Origin of the sequence: Sphingomonas sp., assembly GCF_019749955.1 — a bacterium.
GTDB lineage: Bacteria > Pseudomonadota > Alphaproteobacteria > Sphingomonadales > Sphingomonadaceae > Sphingomonas.
Map to the genome: position 1 here is coordinate 1 of NZ_JAIEPC010000012.1, position 18,103 is coordinate 18,103.

An 18,103-nucleotide genomic window follows, 5' to 3' on the forward strand; every position below is an offset into this window, starting at 1 on the left:
CGCTCGCCGGCTTCCACCAGCTCAACTACGGCATGTTCGAGCTGGCGCGCGGTTACAAGGATCGCGGCATGGCGGCCTATAGCGAGCTGCAGCAGGCCGAATTCGCCGCCGAAGTGAACGGCTACACCGCGACGCGCCACCAGCGCGAAGTCGGCACCGGCTATTTCGATCTGGTCGCGCAAGCAGTCGCGGGCGGCGAAAGCTCGACCACCGCGCTGGCCGAATCGACCGAGGCGGCACAGTTCGCGACCGAAGCGGCCTGATCGCTAGCCTTTCAGTTTCGGGCCGACGCGAAAACGCGCGGTACCGCTTTCCTGGGGAGGAAAGGTGCCCGCCGGAGGACGACTCCGGCGGGCATTTTCATGGGCAACTCAGGCGGAGATATGTTCGCGGAACCAGTCGGCAAGCGCCTCGACGGTGAGTTCACCCGCCGCGAGCGCCAGAAAGGTCGTCACCATTTCAACGTCACTACATGTCAGCTCATACCCATTGAGGACAAGGAAGGTTTCGCTCACGACCGCTGCCGTCCGCTTGTTGCCATCAACAAACGGATGGTTTTTCGCGATCCAGAACGCATAGCTCGCGGCCAGCTCGGCAACGTCAGGCTCCCCATAAGCGACGAGGTTAAGCGGACGCGCCATAGCGCTTTCGAGCATGTTGAGATCACGCACGCCCGAAGCCCCGCCATGTTCGGCAAGCTGCTCCTCGTGCGCGGCCAGCGCGACCTTCAGGTCGACCCAGATCCAGTCTTTGTCGACCATATCACTTGGCCAGTTCGCGCAGCGCATTGCGGCGGCGCGCCATCACCTCGCGCGCAACCGCCATCTGATCCTCAAATTCAGGATCGGTCCGCGAGAGCGAGACGCCCTCGGGCGTTTCGACGACGCTCAACTCATCCCCCAGTGACACACGCAGGCGCGCCAGCACGTCCTTGGGCAGGATGACGCCGGTGGAATTCCCGATCTTGATGAGCTTGAGTGGCTTGTTCATACAAAAGTTATAACATTCAGCCACGCCCTTTGCAACCGGCGCGTTGCCAAACGCCTAGCGCGGCATCGTCGTTGCGGCGGGGCTCGGCGGCGGCACCGCAGTGCTGCCCTCAGGCACCAGCTCGACCACGTCGAGGATCGATTCGAAGCGCGGGTAGGGCAGCACCAGCCGCCAGCGCTTGTCGCCAACGCGCTCGACATAGCCAACCAGATCGCGCGAGGCATCGCGGCCATATTGCATCGCGCGCCGCTCGTCGCCGATCACCAGCGTGCCGAGAAACACTGCGCGCGACGCCGTATCGCGGAAGAACGCTCCCGCTGGACGCTGCGCGCCTTCGAGCTTGTAGAAGGTTGGCAGCGTGCCATCAGTCCCGACCCGACAGGCAAAATCGGGATAGCTCGTGAATTCGGCCATCGCCGTGCCCTTGGCGCCGAGCTTGAAAACGCGGCAGCGATAGCGCCCGGCCGGCGGTATCGCGCCCGAATAGGCGCGGTCGGGGTCGAACAGCGCGCCGCCTGCAACGATCTTGTCGACATTCGCCTTGCGCGCGTGATCAAGCGCTTCGATCCACGCCTGCCGCCAGTTGCGCAGCCGCGTCCGGTCGCTCGCCGTTGCCACGCGCCGCCAGTCGAGTTCCTCGGCGTCCGCTGCTTGTACGGGGGGCACCAACGCGGCACCCGCCAGCAACATTGCCGACACAATCATCCTACGCATTATTCTCCCCCGGCCGCGCGCATAATCAATCACGCGGAATCGGGATTGCCAAGGCGTTTCAACGGTCAGGCGGCGGTCCAGCCACCATCGATCGACAAATTGGTTCCGGTGATCGATTTTGCCTCATCGCGGCACAGATAAAGCGCGAGCGCGGCGACCTGTTCCGATGTCACGAATTCCTTGGTCGGCTGCGCGTCGAGCAACACGTCGTTGATGACCTGCTCGCGGGTCAGCCCGCGCGTCGCCATCGTATCGGGGATCTGCTTTTCAACGAGCGGGGTCCAGACATAGCCGGGGCTGATCGCATTGACGGTAATCCCGAACGTCGCAACTTCGAGCGCAACAGTCTTGGTCAGCCCGATGATGCCGTGCTTGGCCATGACATAGGCCGACTTGTTGGGGCTCGCGACCAGCGAATGCGCCGACGCGGTCGAGATGATCCGGCCCCATTTGGCTGCCTTCATGTGCGGCACCGCCGCGCGCATCAGATACCAGGCCGATGTCATGTTGATCTTGATGATCGCTTCGAACTTGTCGGCCGGGAACTCCTCGATCGGGCTGACATGCTGGATGCCGGCATTGTTGACGATAATGTCGGGGCCGCCCAGTTCGGCATGGCAGCGCGCGACCATCGCGGCGATCGCATCGGGATTGGTCATGTCGGCCGCGTCGTAAAGCGCCTTGGCACCGCTTATCGCTTCGAGCGCGGCACGCTCGGCCTCGATAGCGGCGGCGTCGCCAAAGCCATTGATCATCACGCTGGCGCCTTCGGCCGCGAAGGCCTTTGCGTATTCAAGCCCGATGCCAGACGTCGAGCCGGTAATGATCGCGCTTTTACCTTTAAGGAACATTTGCTGACTCCACAGGTCGGGATTTGCAAGGATTGCTGTGCTTCACGCCATTCAGCGCGCAGAGATCAAACGCCGCCGTCGTCCCATCGGCGATGTTATGGGCGATGAGTTCGGCGCCGAGCATTGTCTGCTCGATCGCGATAACGCCCGCCATCCAGTGTTCGTGCATCGTCCGCGCCGAAAATTCGAAACCGCGCGATCCGCCTTCCCATTCAGTGGGGCGGTGGATGAGCTGGACGAGGCTGACCGGATGTTCGTCGGCCATCGCGGCCAGCGCAGCGACATCGGGGTCCTGGGATAATTCGGGCGGCAGCTTTGCCAGCACCTTGTTGATCGCCTCGCGCTCACGGCGCAGCTTGATCACCTGGTCAGAAATCTGGCGCGTGCGGCTTGAATAGCGGATTTCCTGCTGGCGCGTGACGACGTCCATGATCGTTCGTGGCTGCTCGGCGTTCGCTGGAAACAGGTCGACCTGGAATGCCAGCAACGGCTCCCGTTGATTGTCGAGCACATGGCTGAGCGGGGTGTTCGACACCAGGCCGCCATCCCACCACCAGCGCCCGTCAATCTCCACCGGCGGCAGGCCCGGCGGCAGCGCGCCCGATGCCATGATATGGCGTGCATCGATCCGGTCGGTGGTGGTGTCGAAATACCGGAAATTGCCGCTTTCGACATCGACCGCACCCACCGAAAGCCGCATTGGGCCATCATTCACCAGATCCCAATCGATCAGATCATCGAGCGTCTTTTTAAGTGGCGTCGAATCATAATAGCTTAGCGCCGCGATCGATCCGGGGGTGGCGAAGCTTGGGTGCAGCAACCTTGGGCTGAAAAACCCCGGCACGCCGCCCGCCATCACCATGCCCGCCGACCATTCATGCAAAAATTCGCGGACATGATCATTGGGAAAGATCGGAAAGCTCGGCAGCGCGCTGGTCAGCCTGTCCCAAAAGCTGCGCAATTGCGAGACGCGGCGTTCGGGCGGATTGCCAGCGACGATTGCCGCGTTGATCGCCCCAATGGAAATGCCCGCGACCCAATCAATCTCGATCTCGCTGGCCGCCAGGCCTTCGATAACGCCGGCCTGAAAGCTGCCCAGAGCACCGCCCCCCTGTAGCACCAGCGCGACGCAATCGGGGAGCGGCATTGCCTTGGCGCGGCGCTGACGGCGGGGGGAGTCGGGGGTGGCCATGGCCGCTTCCTTGGCCCCATTCGCAGGGCCAATCAACGCCCGTTCGGCGACCAGCGTCCCAGCCGCGTCTGATCGCTTGCAACACCGCACCGAGTTGCGCATTCATGCCGCTTAACCACAGGGGGCGATGATGCGGCTCGACGATTTCGACAATGATATCGAAGTGGGCGATCAGCGCGGCCAGGGCGGCGGCGGATTCGGCTTTGGCGGCGGCGGGGGCGGGGGCGGCGGGCTGCTGCTTGGGCTGCTGCCGTTGGTGTTCAGCCGCTTCGGCTGCGGCGGCGTGGCGGTGCTCCTCGCGGTACTGTTCTTCGTCGGCGGCGGTCTGCCGTTGCTGTCGACCGGCGGCGGCGCGCCGAGTTCTGGCCCGGTCGCCTCCGCACCGCCCGCTGGCACTGGTCAGGGCGGCGCGGCCGAAGCCTGCCGTGTCGATGCTGCAAGCAAAGCCGCTTGCGACGCCTTCAGCTCCGCCAACCGCACGTGGCGCGCGCTGTTCAAGCAAGCGGGCCAAGCCTATGACCCGCCGATGCTGCAATTTTATGGCGGCTCGGGCCGGTCGGGCTGCGGCGCCGCACAGGCGGCGATGGGGCCATTTTATTGCCCCGGCGATCAAGGCATTTATCTCGACACGAGCTTCTTCGATGAACTTGCCAATCGCTTCGGCGCGAAGGGCGATTTTGCCGCCAATTATGTGATGGCGCATGAATTCGGCCACCACATCCAGAACCTGCTCGGCACATCGGACAAGGTGTCGCGCGCGCAGCGGCGCGCAAGCGAGCGCGAGGGCAATGCGCTGTCGGTACAGCTCGAACTTCAGGCCGATTGCTATGCCGGGGTCTGGGGTGCGGTGAACAAGGATCGGCTCGATCCGGGCGACATTGAGGAAGGGCTGACGGCGGCGAACGCGATCGGCGACGACACGCTGCAACGCGAAGCGCAAGGCCGCGTCGTCCCCGACAGCTTCACCCACGGCAGCAGCGCCGACCGGATGAAATGGCTCAAGCGCGGGCTCGACACCGGCGATCCGAACCAGTGCGATACTTTCAGCGGGGCGAATTGATCGAGCCTACGCTGATCCGGCACTTTGCGACGGGTTGGGCGCGAACGCGTCGCGTGCCGCCGCCGATTGTTGAAGGGCATGCGCTGCGGATCGAGGTGGGTCAGCCCGACCAGATTCGCCGCTTCGTGTTCCCCGACCCGCCCGCCGGTATCGCCGAGGTTGGCGCGCGGATCGACCAACCGGGCATCTTCCTCAAGACATGGATCGTCCCAGAGGCCGTCCAAGCCCTGCTGCCGCCGTGCTGGCATGTCGAGCAGACCGGTACGATGATGACGCTCGACGCGCTGCCGACGGGCGCCGCCCCGCTCGCCGATGGATTCGCGCTCAACCTGGACGATCTTGGAGATGTCGTCGCGGTTCGCGTAACCGCCGCCGCTGGCACGCCCACCGCGCGCGGCTTGCTGACCGTGATCGACGGCTGGGCGCTCCACGACCGCATCCACGTCGAAGCACCCTATCGCCGCCTTGGCCTTGGTCGGGCGGTGATGCAGTCGCTCGGCGCCGAAGGCGCGCGTCGCGGGGCGCAGCACGGCATCCTCGCCGCCACCGACATGGGGCGAGCGCTCTACCAGTCGATCGGTTGGCAGGCACGCGCCCCCTGGACCACGGCGCAGATCATGCCGTGACAGCAGCGGTTGCATATTTTAGGCTTTACCACTAAATTGCTCGAATGGACCGAGCGATCTCAGCAAGTGATGCCAACCAACGCTTTTCAGAAGTGTTGCGTGAGGTAGCTGAAGGCGAGAGTTTCACCGTCATGTCGCGGGGCCGGGCCGTCGCTCGTGTGCTTCCCGTGGACCGCGAAAGCGAACAGCGGGCAATTGAACGGCTGCTCGCGTTCGTCGAAACCCTGCCTTTCTGCACAGCGGGCGATTGGACACGCGACAATTTGTACGAATGAAGCGCGTTGCGCTGGATACGAACATCCTCGCTTATCTGGTTGGGGTCAGGCGTGCTGCCGAAGATGACGGCAAAATTCACGCCATCCGGCGGCTGATTGCCGATCTCGCGCGTCAGACGACCCTCATTGCGCCGGCGCAAACGCTCGGAGAGTTGATCGTCGTGCTTCGGCGCGCAGGCAAAAGTGCCGAAGAAGCACGGGCCATCGTTCTTGAAACTGCTGATGGCTTCGGCACGGCGGCAAGCGAGCGTCAAACCATGGTCGCGGCGACCGACCTGATGGTCGACCACCACTTCCAGTTTTGGGATGCGCTGATCGTAACTGCCGCGATCGAGGCCGGATGCACGTTGCTGTTTTCGGAGGACATGCAGCATGGCTTTGTCGTGCGCGGGTTGACGATCGTCAACCCGCTCGCGCCCGTCCGCCACCCAAAGCTTGCGGCACTCGTCAGCTAAGGCTTGGTCAAACCCGAACCAGCATCTTGCCCTTGTTGCCGCCGCTGAACAGACCAAGAAAGGCGTCAGGCATACTCGCCAGCCCTTCGTGAATCGTTTCTTCGCGCACGAGCTGGCCGCTCTGGAGCCAGCCGCCCATCTCGTTGTAGAATTCGCCCGCCCGGCTCATGTAATCGCTGACGATGAAGCCCTGGATGCGGATGCGCGCGCCGATGATCCGCGCGGCAAAGCGTAGCTCGGTCGGCGCGCCGGTGTTGTACATCTCGATCATCCCGCAAATCGCAAAACGCGCGCGTTCATTGGCGAGGCCGAGCGCGGCATCGAGATGTTCGCCGCCGACATTGTCGAAATAGACGTCGATGCCATTGGGCGCGACGGCGGCGAGCTGCTTGATCAGCGGCGTGCCGTCCTTGTAATCGATCACCGCATCGGCACCGAGCGAGGACACCCACGCGCATTTGTCGGCGCCGCCGGCCGAGCCGATCACGGTCATGCCCTTGGCCTTGGCGATCTGCACCACGGTCGAACCGACCGCCCCCGCCGCTGCCGAGACAAACACGACATCGCCGGGCTTCGCACTCGCGACTTCGAGCAGGCCGAAATAGGCGGTCATCCCCGGCATGCCGAGCTGGCCCAGAAACGCCTGCGGATCGACGCCGAGCGCGGGCACGCGCTGGGCCTGGCTGGCCGGGATCACTGCTTCGTCGCGCCAGCCCGCCATGTGCAGCACCAGATCGCCCACGGCAAAGCCCTCTGCCGCGCTCTCGGTGATTTCACCGACCGCGCCGCCCTGCATCGGCTCGCCGAGCACGAAGGGGGGCGTATAGCTTTTCACATCGTTCATCCGCCCGCGCATATAGGGATCGACCGACAGCCAGTGGTTGGCGATGCGGATCTGACCTGGCTCGAGCGCGGGCGACGCGACATCGATCAGCGCGAAGTTATCGTGCGTCGGGGTGCCGTTCGGACGTGATGCCAAAGTCCATGCCTGTGCCATGCGCTCTCTCCTCAATTTATGATTTCGCCGCCGAGCCTAGGCGCGAAGCGTTGCAGCATGCAACGCAAAAAAGGGGCTGATGGAGCGCGCTGCCGCGCAGTTGCATCGGCGCGAAACTGCCGGTAATGGCGTCCGCTCCGGCGGCGGGGCTGTAGCTCAGATGGGAGAGCGCTGCAATCGCACTGCAGAGGTCAGGGGTTCGATTCCCCTCAGCTCCACCACCGCCCGATCATCCAATCGCCGGGCGGCGCGCATAAATCCCGTAAGCCACAATGATCGCATAGCAGGCCGCCGGCAAGATCAACGCGAACCGCAGGTTGCTCGCATCGGCAATCAGCCCCGTCAGCGGCGGGATGACCGCACCGCCGACGATCGCCATCGCGATGATGCCCGATCCTTCGGCCGCGCGCTTGCCGAGGCCTTCGCTGGCAAGCGAAAAGATCGTCGGGAACATGATCGCGTTCATCAACCCGATCGCCAGCATCGACCAACCCGCGATCTGGCCGGTCGTGCTGGCCGTAACCAGAATGAGCGTGATCGATCCCGTCGCCACCGCCGCGAGCACTAGCCCTGGCGAAACGAAGCGCAGCACGACGGTGCCGATGAAACGCCCAAACATCGCGCCGCCCCAATAGAAGCCGACATAAGTCGATGCCGCGACCGCGCCGATGGCGAACACATCGGCCTGGACCAGATAATTGACGATCAGCGATCCGATCGCGACTTCGGCCCCGACATACAGGAAAATGCAGGCCGCGCCGAAGCCGAAGCGTGGTCGTCCGAGCAGGTTGAACGCCCGCAACACGCTGCCGCTATCCTCCACCACATTGGGCAGGCGATTGCGCCGCGTCCACACCACCCCCGCGACAATCACCAGTGCCAGCGCCAGCGCCAGATAGGTGTTGACGACGACCTGCGTCTCCGCCGTGCGATACGCGTCGAGCGCGGCACCGCTGAGCGTCTTCGGATCGACCTTCGCGAGGCTGCCGAGGATGAGATAGCCGCCGACAATCGGAAAGATCGTCGTGCCGAGCGAATTGAAGGCCTGCGCAAAGGTGAGGCGGCTCGACGTCGTCGCGGGCTTGCCGAGCAGCGAGATCAGCGGATTGGCGACCACCTGCACCGTTGTGATGCCCGCCGCGAGCACGAACAGCGCGAACAGGAACACCGCAAACGTCCCCGACTGTGATGCCGGGATGAAGAGCAGACACCCCGCCGTCATGATGACGAGCCCGATCGACGCGGAGCGCATATAGCCCGTCTTGCGCACGATCGCGGCGGCCGGAATCGAGAAGATGAAATAAGCGGCGAAGAACGCCGACTGCACCAGCAACGCCTGAAAATAATTGAGCGTGAACAAATCTTTGAGCTTCGGGATGATCACGTCGTTCAGGCTGGTGATGCCGCCGAAGATGAAGAACAGCGCGAACACGAAAATCTGCAAGTCAGGCGCGTTCACGCCTTCGCTGGCGGCGTCGGATTGGGTTGGCGCGGACGGGGCTAGAGCCATCAAAAATCCTTACGAATGTGGTGCGCCAAGCGCGGCAAGTTGTTGGTGATGCGGGGCGAAATTGCTGGCGCAACGCGCCATGAAATCGTCGATCCTCTCCATGTCGGCGCCGCCATCGACCACGCGGAGCTGCGCGTCGGGTGGGTAGCTACCATAGCCTGACAACAGGCAATACCAGCTCATCGGCGAATAATAACCCTCGATCCGCTGACGCGCGACTTCGGCGACCATATCGCCGCCTGAATACCAGCAATGCAGCAATGCTTTGAGCGAATCCGACAGATGCGTGTTTGCCGCATTGTCGCGCCAATAGCGCGTGTCGGTGCGCTGATTCACGCGGTAATGGCAGACGATATAGTCGCGGATCCCGTCGTAACGCGCGGCAATTGATGCATTGAACTTGTCGCGGTGGCGCGGCGTGAAGCCTCCTGCAGCCCACGCGTTGATAAAGCCCTCGACCGTCGCCTGGACAATGTGGAGCGCGGTCGCCTCGAGCGGCTCGATAAAACCCTGCGACAGCCCGACCGCCAGGCAATTGGCGGTCCAGCTCGTCTCGACTCGACCAACCTTCATCTTCAGGTGGCGCGCGGCTGGCGCGTCATCGGTCAGCCCCAGATGCGCGCGCAGCTCGGCTTCGGCCTGCTCGGGCGTCAGATAGAGCGAGGAATAGACATAGCCATTGCCGGTGCGATTGGTGAGCGGAATGTCCCAGCACCAGCCCGCCGACAGCGCGGTCGCCTTGGTATGCGCGTTGATCGCCTCGCCCATGCGCGGGGTCGGCATCACCACCGCTGAATCGTTGAACAGATTGTCGGCGAACGACCGGAAGCGCGCACCGAGCGCTTCCTGTGCGATCACGCTCCTGAAACCGCTGGCATCGACGAACAGGTCCGCTTCGATTGCCTGCCCATCCTCGGTCATCAGCGCGGCCACCTGCCCATCGGCGCCGACGCGGACCTCGGTTACCCGCAGCGGAAGATGGACCACCCCGCGCGCGGTGGCATGATCGCGGAGGTAAGCGCCGACCAGATAGGCATCGAAATGATAGCCATAGCTCGGCTCGAACGGGAAATTCTCGCTCGGCTTCGGCCCGCGCTGCTCGGCGGCGAGGCGCGCGGGCAGATAGAAGCGATCGGGATGCGCCTCGGCGGCGATGCCCTGTCGCCGCGCGACGGTGTGGCTGAAGAAGGATTCGCCGGTGTGGACATCGAGCGCGCCGGGGAATGGGTGGAAATAGCTTTCGCACCCTGCCCGCTCCGACCAGCCGTGAAAGGCAATGCCATTTTTGTAAGTCGCGTTGCACGCCGGCATCCAGTCGCGCTCGGCGATGCCAAGCCGGTCGAAGAAGGCCTTCAACTGCGGCGTCGATCCTTCGCCGACGCCGATGATGCCGATGTCGGGACTTTCAATGACCGTAACGCGCGCGCGGGGCCAGGCGTGGGCGAACAAATTGGCCGCCATCCAGCCGGCAGTCCCGCCGCCGAGCACGACAATGCGACGCGCGCCTTCAGTCATTCACATGCGGGCCGAGCAACCAGCCGAAAATCTCGTCGAGCCGCGCATTCCAGGCATTTTCCTCATGCGCGGTGCCGGGGTAGCTGCGCGTCTCATAATCTTGCTGCGGCCGCCAGCCGACCCTGATCAGCGTCGCGTCCACCGCCGTTTGCCACGGCCCATAATATTGGTCGAGCGTTTGGTCGCCATGATCGAACCATATGTAGCGCCCCGACGCCGGGCCAAGCCGCTCGGTCAGATATTTGGTCCATACGCCGTTGATCTCGGCCCGGTTTTCGTCGGCACGGACCGGGTCGATCAGCGGCCAATGGGTGGAGACGCAACCCGCTTTGCCGAAAACCTGCGGATATTCGGCAATCGCATAGAGCGAGATCAGCCCGCCCATGCTCGACCCCACGATCGCGGTATGGTCGCGGTCGGGCTTGGTCCGGTACCTTCTGTCGATCATCGGCTTCAGTTCGCCGGTCAGAAACTTCAGATAGGCGTCCGACCGGATCGGCCCTTGCACGAACGGCTGACCATAGGCGCGAACGGCGGGCGACAGCGCCTCATACACGCGCTGCGGCATGTAGGTGCGCGCCCGATCGGTACCGTGACTGTAGATGCCGACGATGATCACGGGATCGATCTGCTTCGCCGCCACCAGCCGCATGACCGACTTGTCTGCCGCCCATATCTTGTTGAAAATAGACTTCTTCAGAAAGAATAGATTCTCCGCGTCCTGCATATAGACCACGCCGTAGCGCTGCTTGCCGCCAGCATAGCCAGGCGGGAGCCAGATCGTGACGTGCGACGGGCCGATGTTGACGGAGCCGAATTTGGGCAGATCGACGAAGCTGCCGGTGACGGCAACCGGCGCCTTCTTCGCCAGCACGGGACCCGCGAAAAGCATCGCCAGCAGCAGGATCAGCGCACGGATCATTTCTTCCCCTTTGGCGCCACGAAGCGGATCGCCTGCCCGCCGCCGGGTGCCAGCGCGAGCGTCAGCGTATCGGCGGCGGTGACTTTGCGGCTTTCGATCACGATCGCATGGCGCTTGTCGGTGCGATAGTCGGCATCGGGCGCATCGCGATAGATTTGCGCGATATAGGTCTTGCCGGGATCGAGGAAGTCGAGCTTCGCCGTCAGCGTCCGCGCCTCTTCATCGCCGACCGCGCCGAGGAACCAGTCCGCGCCGCCGCGCACCTTGCGCGCGATTACCGCATAATCGCCGGGTTCGCCCGCCAGCACGCGCGTGTCTTCCCAATCGGTCGGCACATCCTTGATGAACTGGAATGCGGCCATGTGCTGCGCGTAATTTTCGGGCGTGTCGGCGGCCATCACCACGGGCGAATAGAGCACGACGTAAAGCGCGAGCTGCTTGGCTTCGGTCGACCATATGTCGCTGTTGTCCTGGCCCGTGAGGCTCAGCACGCCGGGGGTGAAATCCATCGGCCCTTCGAGCATGCGCGTGAATACCAGATTGGCTTCATGCTCGGGAGGGTTCTTGTTGCCCCAGGCGTTATACTCCATCCCGCGCGATCCTTCGCGTGCGACCCAATTGGGATAGGTTCGGTGCAGCCCGGTGCCCTTGATCGGCTCATGGCTGTCGATCGCGACCTTATACTTGGCGGCGGCTTCGAGCACGCGGATGTGGTGGTTCGCCATCCACTGCCCCTCGTGCCATTCGCGCAAGGGCGTGCCATCGGCATCGACGCGCTCGATCTGGCCGGCGTCGGTGACATAGCCGGTCTTCACGACCATCTCGTTGTGATCGGCGGCGAATTTGAACGCCGCGTCGAACTGGTTCTCATAATGACTCGCTGAACCACCGGTCTCGTGGTGGCCGATCAGCCGCACGCCCTTGACCTTGCCATAGGCCGCGAGCGCGTCGGCATCGAAATCCGCCGTTGGCTGGGCGAAGTTCATGTCATTGCCATTGCCGAACCAGTCGCCGTCCCAGCCGACATTCCAGCCCTCGACAAGCACACCGGCAAGGCCATTGGCAGCGGCGAAGTCGATATAGCGTTTGACATTGGCGGTCGTTGCGCCGTGCTTGGGCCCGCGTGCCCAGCTCCACTCGCCCTTGATCAGGTTCCACCACACGCCAACGAACTTGCCGGGCTTGAACCAGCTCATGTCGCCGAGCTTGTTGGGCTCGTTGAGGTTGAGCATCAGGTGGCTCATGTAAATGCCCGGCGCATCATCGGCGAGGATCAGCGTGCGCCACGGCGTATGCCAAGCACCGACACGCGTGACCTTGGGGCGCCCGGCTCCGGCGGTCAGCGCCGCGCGCAGCGTGTTGCCCTCGGTCCGCGCGACCGCCATCCCCGAATAATCGACCAGCGCGGCTTCGTGCAAAGCCACATAGGTGCCGTCGTCGAGCTTGATCGTCACGGGCGTGTCCGCTGTGCCGACCGCGGACAGCGGCGTCTTGTTGTAGAGATATTCCTCGCGATTCCACAGGAAGGCGGGCTTCCACCACGCGGTGCCGCCGCTCGCAAAGGCGAATTCGGTCAGCTCGTCAGCGATATTGGCAGTCTTGAGCGCGGCTTGTTCCGGGAAATCATAGCGAAAGCCGACGCCGTCGTCGTAAAGGCGGAAGACGACGTTGAACTGGCGGCCAAGCGCACCCTTGTCCTTGAAGCGCACCGTGAGTTCGCGGAAGTGATTGCGGATCGTGCGCCATTCACCCCAGGGCTGTTCCCATGTCGCATCGGCGTCACGCGTGCTGGCAGAGACAAACATCAGGTTGCGTTCGATCTTGGGCTGGTCGGTGAACAGGAAACCCAGCCGCGAGGGATTGATTACCGGCTTGCCCCGACGGCTTACGGTATAGAGGACGCGCCCGTCGCCATCGACGTACAACGCCGCCGAGACGATATTACCCGGCGAGCTCACCTGCGCGACGGGCTTGTCCTGCGCCAGCGCCGGACCACCGGTCAGCAGCATCGCCGCCAGCGCCATCATCATCCGCCGCCACATCGTCATTCTCCTGTTACGCAACATGGCGCGCGACCAGACCGGCAAAACCACCGAGCCGCCAGTCATTCACCAATCCCACTGATTCGATCACCCGCCACGCGCCGGGTTGCGCGGGCTGCCAGTCGACCGGCGCCTCGCCCAGATTGAACACGCACAGCAACCGCTCGCCCGCGACCGCACGTTCGAACGCGAGGATGTTGTCGGCGGCTGCCACCACACGCATGTCGCCGACCAGCAACGCATCGCTCGATTGGCGCAGCGCGACCATCCGACGCGTGAGCGCGAGCATCGATTCCGGATCGTCGTCCTGCACCGCCACCGCCAGCGCCGCGTGTTCCTCGCCAATCGGCAGCCACGGCTTGGCCTCGCTGAAGCCTAGCCCGGCGCTGCCCCCGCACCACGGCATCGGCGTGCGCGCGCCATCGCGGCCCAAGGTCAGCGGCCAGTTGGCGATCGCTTCAGGGTCGCGCAACTCGTCAAAGCCGATCGCGACTTGCGGCAGCCCGAGTTCCTCGCCCTGATAGATGAAGACATCGCCGCGCAGGCACAGCAGCAACAGCATCGCCATCCGCGCATAGGCATCGCGCGCATGCGGCGGCGCCCAGCGCGACACGGCGCGCGGCGCGTCGTGGTTCGAAAACGCCCAGCTCGGCCAGCCCATGCCGGGCACGTCGGGCCAGCATTCGGCGGCTTCGCGCACCAGCGCGGGCGTCAGCTGCGCGGCATAGAGAAAGTCGAAGCCATAGGCCGAATTGAAGCGCCGATCATAGGCGGTGAACGCCTTCATCTCGCGGTCGCTGTCGTTGCCGCCGACTTCGGCCACCGTGAAGCGCTCGCCATAGCTATCGAGCAGGCTGCGCAACCGCTCGATAAAGCCCGGGATGTCGGGATGCGACTGGTTGTGGATGTGCAGTTGGAAGTCGAACGAGCGCGTGCGAAGACCATTGCCGGGCGGCGCGGGCGGATTATCGGTCAGCGCCGGATCATGCATCGCGAAATTGATCGCATCGACGCGGAATCCGTCGACCCCACGATCGAGCCAGAAAGCGGCGGTATCGAGCAATGCCTGCTGCACATCAGGATGATGCACGTTGAGCTGCGGCTGGCTGCTCAGGAAATTGTGCATGTAATATTGGCGGCGGCGCGCGTCCCAGGTCCAGGCCGGGCCACCGAACACCGACTGCCAATTGCTCGGCGGCGAGCCATCGGGCTTGGCGTCGGCCCAGACATACCAGTCGGCCTTCGCATTGCTCTGGTCGCTGCGGCTCTGCGTAAACCAGTCATGCTGGTCCGACGTGTGCGCATAGACCTGATCAATGATGATCTTGAGCCCGAGTTCGTGCCCGCGCGCGATCAGCGCGTCGAAATCGGCGAGCGTGCCGAAAATCGGATCGACGTCGCAATAATCGCTCACGTCATAGCCGAAGTCGTTCATCGGCGACGGGAAGAAGGGCGACAACCACACCGCATCAACGCCGAGCGACGCGATATGCTCAAGCCGTGCGGTAATGCCCGGCAGATCGCCAATCCCGTCGCCATTCGAATCGGCGAAGGAGCGCGGATAGACCTGATAGATCGTCGCCCCGCGCCACCATTCGCGCGTCAATCTCGGTCGGGGCTGTCGGGCAAGCGCGTCAGTCATCAGGGGCGTTCTGCCTTGCAGATCATGAAGTCGAGCGGGGCAAGCGTGATCGCGACGCTGCCGGGTGCGATCGGCGCTGCGGGGCAAGTGCCACGCAAGGCGCTGAACCGGGTGGTCGCGGGGTCAATCGCGACATTGGCGCTGATCGGCTTGGTGGTCGTGTTGAACACGAGGAGGACCTCCTGCCCGCTCGCCGCGTCGATCCGCGATACGGCAAAGACGCCAGCCTCTTTGCCGACCGCGCGCACGACCGTGCGCCCCCGCGTCAATGCGGGATGCGCGACCCGCAGCTTCGCGAGATCGGCGATCAACCTGTAGAGCGGATGCGCTTCGTCGAAATTGGCCTGTGCGGTGGTCGATTTGGTGCCGAGCAGGACATTATCGTTATAGACCGCTACCTTCGACGCGAACATGTCCTCGCGCGCGTCCTGATCGCCACCGTCGCCGACAAAGCCCTGCTCATCGCCCGAATAGATCGTCGGCACGCCGCGCAAGGTCAGCAGCATCGCGTGCGCGAGCTTCACCCGCGCGAACAGTTCGTCGTCCGAGATGCCCGGTCGCGCTTTGCGAAGATGCGTCCCCAAGCGCGCAATATCGTGATTGCTCAGAAAGGTCGGCATGTGTCGCGCGGCATCCGGGCCGCCCTCGAACAGGATATCATTGGCGAACAACCGCTCGAGCGCTTCCGATCCACGATTGGTGCCGAGCGATTCGACCACGGCCCAGGTGAAGGCGAAGTCGAGCGAATCATAGCGATCGGTGCGGTTATACCGCGCCAGCGTCGCGCTGTCGGTGCCGTCGACCATGACTTCGGCGAAGATGTGGAAATTGGCGATGCCGCGCGCCTTGGCGCGGGCTTTCATCGCCGGGACGAAGGCCTGCCAGAATTCGGAATTGACGTGCTTCGACGTATCGATGCGAAAGCCGTCGATACCGAAATCGTCGACCCATTGGCCGAAAATGTCGATGAACCCTTGCGCAACGCGCGGATTTTCGGTGGCGACATCGTCAAGCCCGACAAAGTCGCCATAGACGACGCTTTCGCCCTTCCAGTACGAATTGCCGCGATTGTGGTAATAGCGAATGTCGTTGAGCCAATCAGGAACCTTGGCGTGTTCCTCGCCCTTGGGCACGAAGGGCTGATAAGCGAAGTTCATGTCGGTCAGCCGCGCAAAATTCTCCGGCGTCTGCACGGCATCACCCAAGAAGCCCGGGTTGATCGGCGCACCGCCAGCGGCACCTCGGCGCGAAAAGGGGTAGTCGGCCTTGCTGCGATAGGCGCAGTCGCCGGGGCAGTCGCGGTATTGGATGACGTCAGCGGTGTGATTGACGACGATGTCCATATACACTTTCACGCCGCGCGCGTGCGCTGCGTCAACCAGCGCCTTGAAATCGGCATTGGTGCCGAAATGCGGGTCGACCTGCGTAAAATCGGTGATCCAGTAACCGTGGTAGCCCGAGGATTCCTGTCCCGGCGGCCCCTGCACGGGCTTGTTCTTGAAGATCGGCGCCACCCAGATCGCGGTCGCGCCGAGATTCTGAATGTAATCGAGCCGCTTGATCAAGCCCTTCAGGTCGCCGCCGTGGTAGAAGCCCTTGGCCGCCGGATCGAACCCCGTCTTCAACCGGTCGCCGCTCAGGCCGCCCCGGTCGTTCGCCGGATCGCCATTTTCGAAGCGATCGGGCAGCACGAAATAGATGACTTCGTCTTCGGGCAGGCGCGCCCGATAATCCTGCGCGATCGCAGGCACCGCTGCGGTCGCCGCAAGCAGCGCGCTCAGCAACAACCGGCGGATCATGCCGCCACCTGCTGATCGGCAGCGCAGTGCCGCGCGATGAACTCGGCGTGGTCGGGCAGGCGCCCGACCACTTGATCGACATGGCGTTTGGCGAGGCTCATAAATTCGGCAAGCTCCTCGGGGGAAAGCTGGTCGGCGAGTGGATGATAGCCGGCAGGTGTTACACCCTGGCCGACCAGCACCTGCAACCAGCCGACTTCGGTGAACAATTCCTCATGCTCGCGAAACAGCCGCCCGTTCGCGCGAAACAGGTCGAGCTTGGCGGCGAGACTGTCGGGGATCGCCATGTCGCGGCACGCCGCCCAGAACCCACCGTCGCGGGCGTTGGCGTGGTAGTGCAAGATCAGGAAATCGCGGATCGCGCGCCATTCGAAGTCGGTCTGGCGATTGAATTCGGCGATATCGGCGGCGTCGAACCCGCGCGTCGGGAAGAGCTGGAGTAGCCGTGCGATCCCGGCCTGCACCAGATGGATGGAGGTTGATTCAAGCGGCTCCATAAACCCCGCCGCCAACCCCAGCGCGACGCAATTCTTCACCCAGGCAGCTTTCCGCTTGCCCGTCACGAACTTCAGCGGACGCGGATCGGCGAGCGGCGCGCCGTCGAGGTTGGCCAGCAATGTCTCAGCCGCCATATCGTCGCTCACGAAATCGCTGCAATAGACATAGCCATTGCCGGTGCGGTGCTGGAGCGGGATCCGCCATTGCCACCCGGCATCCCGTGCCGAAGCGCGGGTAAAAGGTGTCAGCGGGGCGACGCGCGCGCACGGCACGGCAAGCGCACGATTGCACGGCAGCCAGTGCGACCAATCCTCATAGCCCGCGTGCAGGGCCTCTTCGATCACCAGCCCGCGAAAGCCCGAGCAGTCGATGAACAAGTCGCCGTCGATGCGCGCACCGCTCGCAAGCGTCACGCCTTCGACAAAGCCGTCGTCGGGGCGTAGGTGGACCGCGCCGATCCGCCCCTCGGTCCGCACCACGCCGCGCGCTTCGGCATAACGGCGCAGAAACGCGGCATAGAGCCCGGCGTCGAAGTGAAAGGCGTAATCATAGCCGCTCGGCAACTGCCCCGGTCGGTCACCGGGCGGCGCAAAGCGATGGCGCGCGGCGGCCTGAGCGGCGGACGAGAAGTCCCACAGCGATGCCGCGCCGCCCTGCGCCCGGTGCCGCAGCCAATAATGGTGGAAGGGCAGCAGCCCAAGCGGCCGCCCGACCGACCCAAAGGCGTGGATATAGCGGCTGTCGGCGCCACTCCACCCGGCAAATTCGATGCCAAGCTTGAAGGTACCTTGTGTCGCCCGCACAAAGTCAGGCTCGTCGATGCCAAGCCCGGCGTTGAACAGCTTCAATTGCGGGATGGTCGCTTCGCCGACACCCACGGTGCCGATCTCGTCCGATTCGATCAGGCGGATATCGGCAATCGCGCCCACGAACCGCGCGAGCGCGGCAGCCGCCATCCAGCCTGCCGTGCCGCCACCGATGATGACGATATTCCGCCGGCTGGCCTCGTTCATCA

Annotated in this window: 17 protein-coding genes, 1 tRNA gene and 1 pseudogene; 6 read left to right on the forward strand and 13 right to left on the reverse strand. The window is 63.8% G+C overall.

Translation table 11 applies throughout. The features are described from left to right. Positions 1 to 263, forward strand: a pseudogene (locus tag K2W81_RS03840) (isocitrate lyase); the annotation flags it as partial. 108 nt (positions 264 to 371) lie between these two features. On the opposite strand, the gene K2W81_RS03845 reads toward K2W81_RS03840, so the two are convergent. From K2W81_RS03845 to K2W81_RS03865, 5 genes are all read right to left on the reverse strand, one after another. Beyond that, a complete protein-coding gene (locus K2W81_RS03845; RefSeq protein WP_294101541.1) occupies positions 372 to 761 on the reverse strand; it encodes a type II toxin-antitoxin system death-on-curing family toxin in 390 nt (129 codons plus the stop codon). Between the two features lies 1 nt (position 762). After that, positions 763 to 990, reverse strand: coding sequence for an AbrB/MazE/SpoVT family DNA-binding domain-containing protein (locus K2W81_RS03850; RefSeq protein WP_294101542.1), 228 nt, complete (start codon positions 988 to 990; stop codon positions 763 to 765). 54 nt (positions 991 to 1,044) lie between these two features. Then, a complete protein-coding gene (locus tag K2W81_RS03855) occupies positions 1,045 to 1,704 on the reverse strand; it encodes a DUF4893 domain-containing protein (protein ID WP_294101544.1) in 660 nt (219 codons plus the stop codon). 65 nt (positions 1,705 to 1,769) lie between these two features. Beyond that, complete coding sequence (locus K2W81_RS03860) at positions 1,770 to 2,555, reverse strand: 3-hydroxybutyrate dehydrogenase (protein WP_294101546.1); 786 nt, start codon at positions 2,553 to 2,555, stop codon at positions 1,770 to 1,772. Then, the gene (locus tag K2W81_RS03865) at positions 2,545 to 3,747 is read right to left on the reverse strand and encodes a patatin-like phospholipase family protein (RefSeq protein WP_294101548.1); all 1,203 of its coding nucleotides are present in this window, start codon (positions 3,745 to 3,747) and stop codon (positions 2,545 to 2,547) included. The genes K2W81_RS03860 and K2W81_RS03865 overlap by 11 nt, the downstream gene beginning before the upstream one ends. A gap of 130 nt (positions 3,748 to 3,877) precedes the next feature. Between K2W81_RS03865 and K2W81_RS03870 the strand changes: the two genes are divergently transcribed. Genes K2W81_RS03870 through K2W81_RS03885 form a run of 4 tightly spaced genes read left to right on the forward strand, consistent with a single transcriptional unit; the run spans position 3,878 to position 6,163 of the window. Next, positions 3,878 to 4,807, forward strand: a complete 930-nt coding sequence (locus K2W81_RS03870) for a neutral zinc metallopeptidase (protein WP_294101550.1) — start codon at positions 3,878 to 3,880, stop codon at positions 4,805 to 4,807. A gap of 53 nt (positions 4,808 to 4,860) precedes the next feature. Continuing rightward, positions 4,861 to 5,433, forward strand: coding sequence for a GNAT family N-acetyltransferase (locus tag K2W81_RS03875; RefSeq protein ID WP_294101551.1), 573 nt, complete (start codon positions 4,861 to 4,863; stop codon positions 5,431 to 5,433). 44 nt (positions 5,434 to 5,477) lie between these two features. Further along, positions 5,478 to 5,708, forward strand: a complete 231-nt coding sequence (locus K2W81_RS03880; protein ID WP_294101553.1) for a type II toxin-antitoxin system Phd/YefM family antitoxin — start codon at positions 5,478 to 5,480, stop codon at positions 5,706 to 5,708. After that, complete coding sequence (locus tag K2W81_RS03885; protein ID WP_294101555.1) at positions 5,705 to 6,163, forward strand: PIN domain-containing protein; 459 nt, start codon at positions 5,705 to 5,707, stop codon at positions 6,161 to 6,163. The genes K2W81_RS03880 and K2W81_RS03885 overlap by 4 nt, the downstream gene beginning before the upstream one ends. A 7-nt stretch (positions 6,164 to 6,170) precedes the next feature. Here K2W81_RS03885 and K2W81_RS03890 read toward each other — a convergent pair whose 3' ends face one another. Further along, positions 6,171 to 7,160: an NADP-dependent oxidoreductase gene (locus K2W81_RS03890; RefSeq protein WP_294101557.1), complete on the reverse strand. Its 990-nt coding sequence runs from the start codon at positions 7,158 to 7,160 to the stop codon at positions 6,171 to 6,173. Positions 7,161 to 7,305: 145 nt separating this feature from the next. On the opposite strand from K2W81_RS03890, the gene K2W81_RS03895 reads away from it, so the two are divergent. Continuing rightward, positions 7,306 to 7,381: transfer RNA gene (locus K2W81_RS03895), tRNA-Ala, on the forward strand. Between the two features lie 8 nt (positions 7,382 to 7,389). Here K2W81_RS03895 and K2W81_RS03900 read toward each other — a convergent pair. From K2W81_RS03900 to K2W81_RS03930, 7 genes are read right to left on the reverse strand one after another with little or no spacing between them, the layout of a single operon-like run. Then, entirely contained in the window at positions 7,390 to 8,670 is a 1,281-nt protein-coding gene (locus tag K2W81_RS03900) for a sugar MFS transporter (RefSeq protein WP_294101559.1), read from the reverse strand. Positions 8,671 to 8,679: 9 nt separating this feature from the next. Continuing rightward, positions 8,680 to 10,185 (reverse strand): tryptophan halogenase family protein, encoded by a 1,506-nt coding sequence (locus tag K2W81_RS03905; RefSeq protein ID WP_294101562.1) that lies wholly within the window; start codon positions 10,183 to 10,185, stop codon positions 8,680 to 8,682. Beyond that, positions 10,178 to 11,107 carry an alpha/beta hydrolase-fold protein gene (locus K2W81_RS03910; protein ID WP_294101565.1) on the reverse strand — a complete coding sequence of 310 codons (930 nt, stop codon included), beginning with the start codon at positions 11,105 to 11,107 and terminating at the stop codon, positions 10,178 to 10,180. The genes K2W81_RS03905 and K2W81_RS03910 overlap by 8 nt, the downstream gene beginning before the upstream one ends. After that, the gene (locus tag K2W81_RS03915; RefSeq protein ID WP_294101683.1) at positions 11,104 to 13,134 is read right to left on the reverse strand and encodes a glycoside hydrolase family 97 protein; all 2,031 of its coding nucleotides are present in this window, start codon (positions 13,132 to 13,134) and stop codon (positions 11,104 to 11,106) included. The genes K2W81_RS03910 and K2W81_RS03915 overlap by 4 nt, the downstream gene beginning before the upstream one ends. 28 nt (positions 13,135 to 13,162) lie before the next feature. After that, positions 13,163 to 14,791, reverse strand: a complete 1,629-nt coding sequence (locus tag K2W81_RS03920; RefSeq protein WP_294101567.1) for an alpha-glucosidase — start codon at positions 14,789 to 14,791, stop codon at positions 13,163 to 13,165. Next, complete coding sequence (locus K2W81_RS03925; protein WP_294101569.1) at positions 14,791 to 16,590, reverse strand: alpha-amylase family glycosyl hydrolase; 1,800 nt, start codon at positions 16,588 to 16,590, stop codon at positions 14,791 to 14,793. The genes K2W81_RS03920 and K2W81_RS03925 overlap by 1 nt, the downstream gene beginning before the upstream one ends. Beyond that, positions 16,587 to 18,101: a tryptophan halogenase family protein gene (locus K2W81_RS03930; RefSeq protein WP_294101571.1), complete on the reverse strand. Its 1,515-nt coding sequence runs from the start codon at positions 18,099 to 18,101 to the stop codon at positions 16,587 to 16,589. Before K2W81_RS03930 ends, K2W81_RS03925 begins: the two co-directional genes overlap by 4 nt. Positions 18,102 to 18,103: the final 2 nt, after the last annotated feature.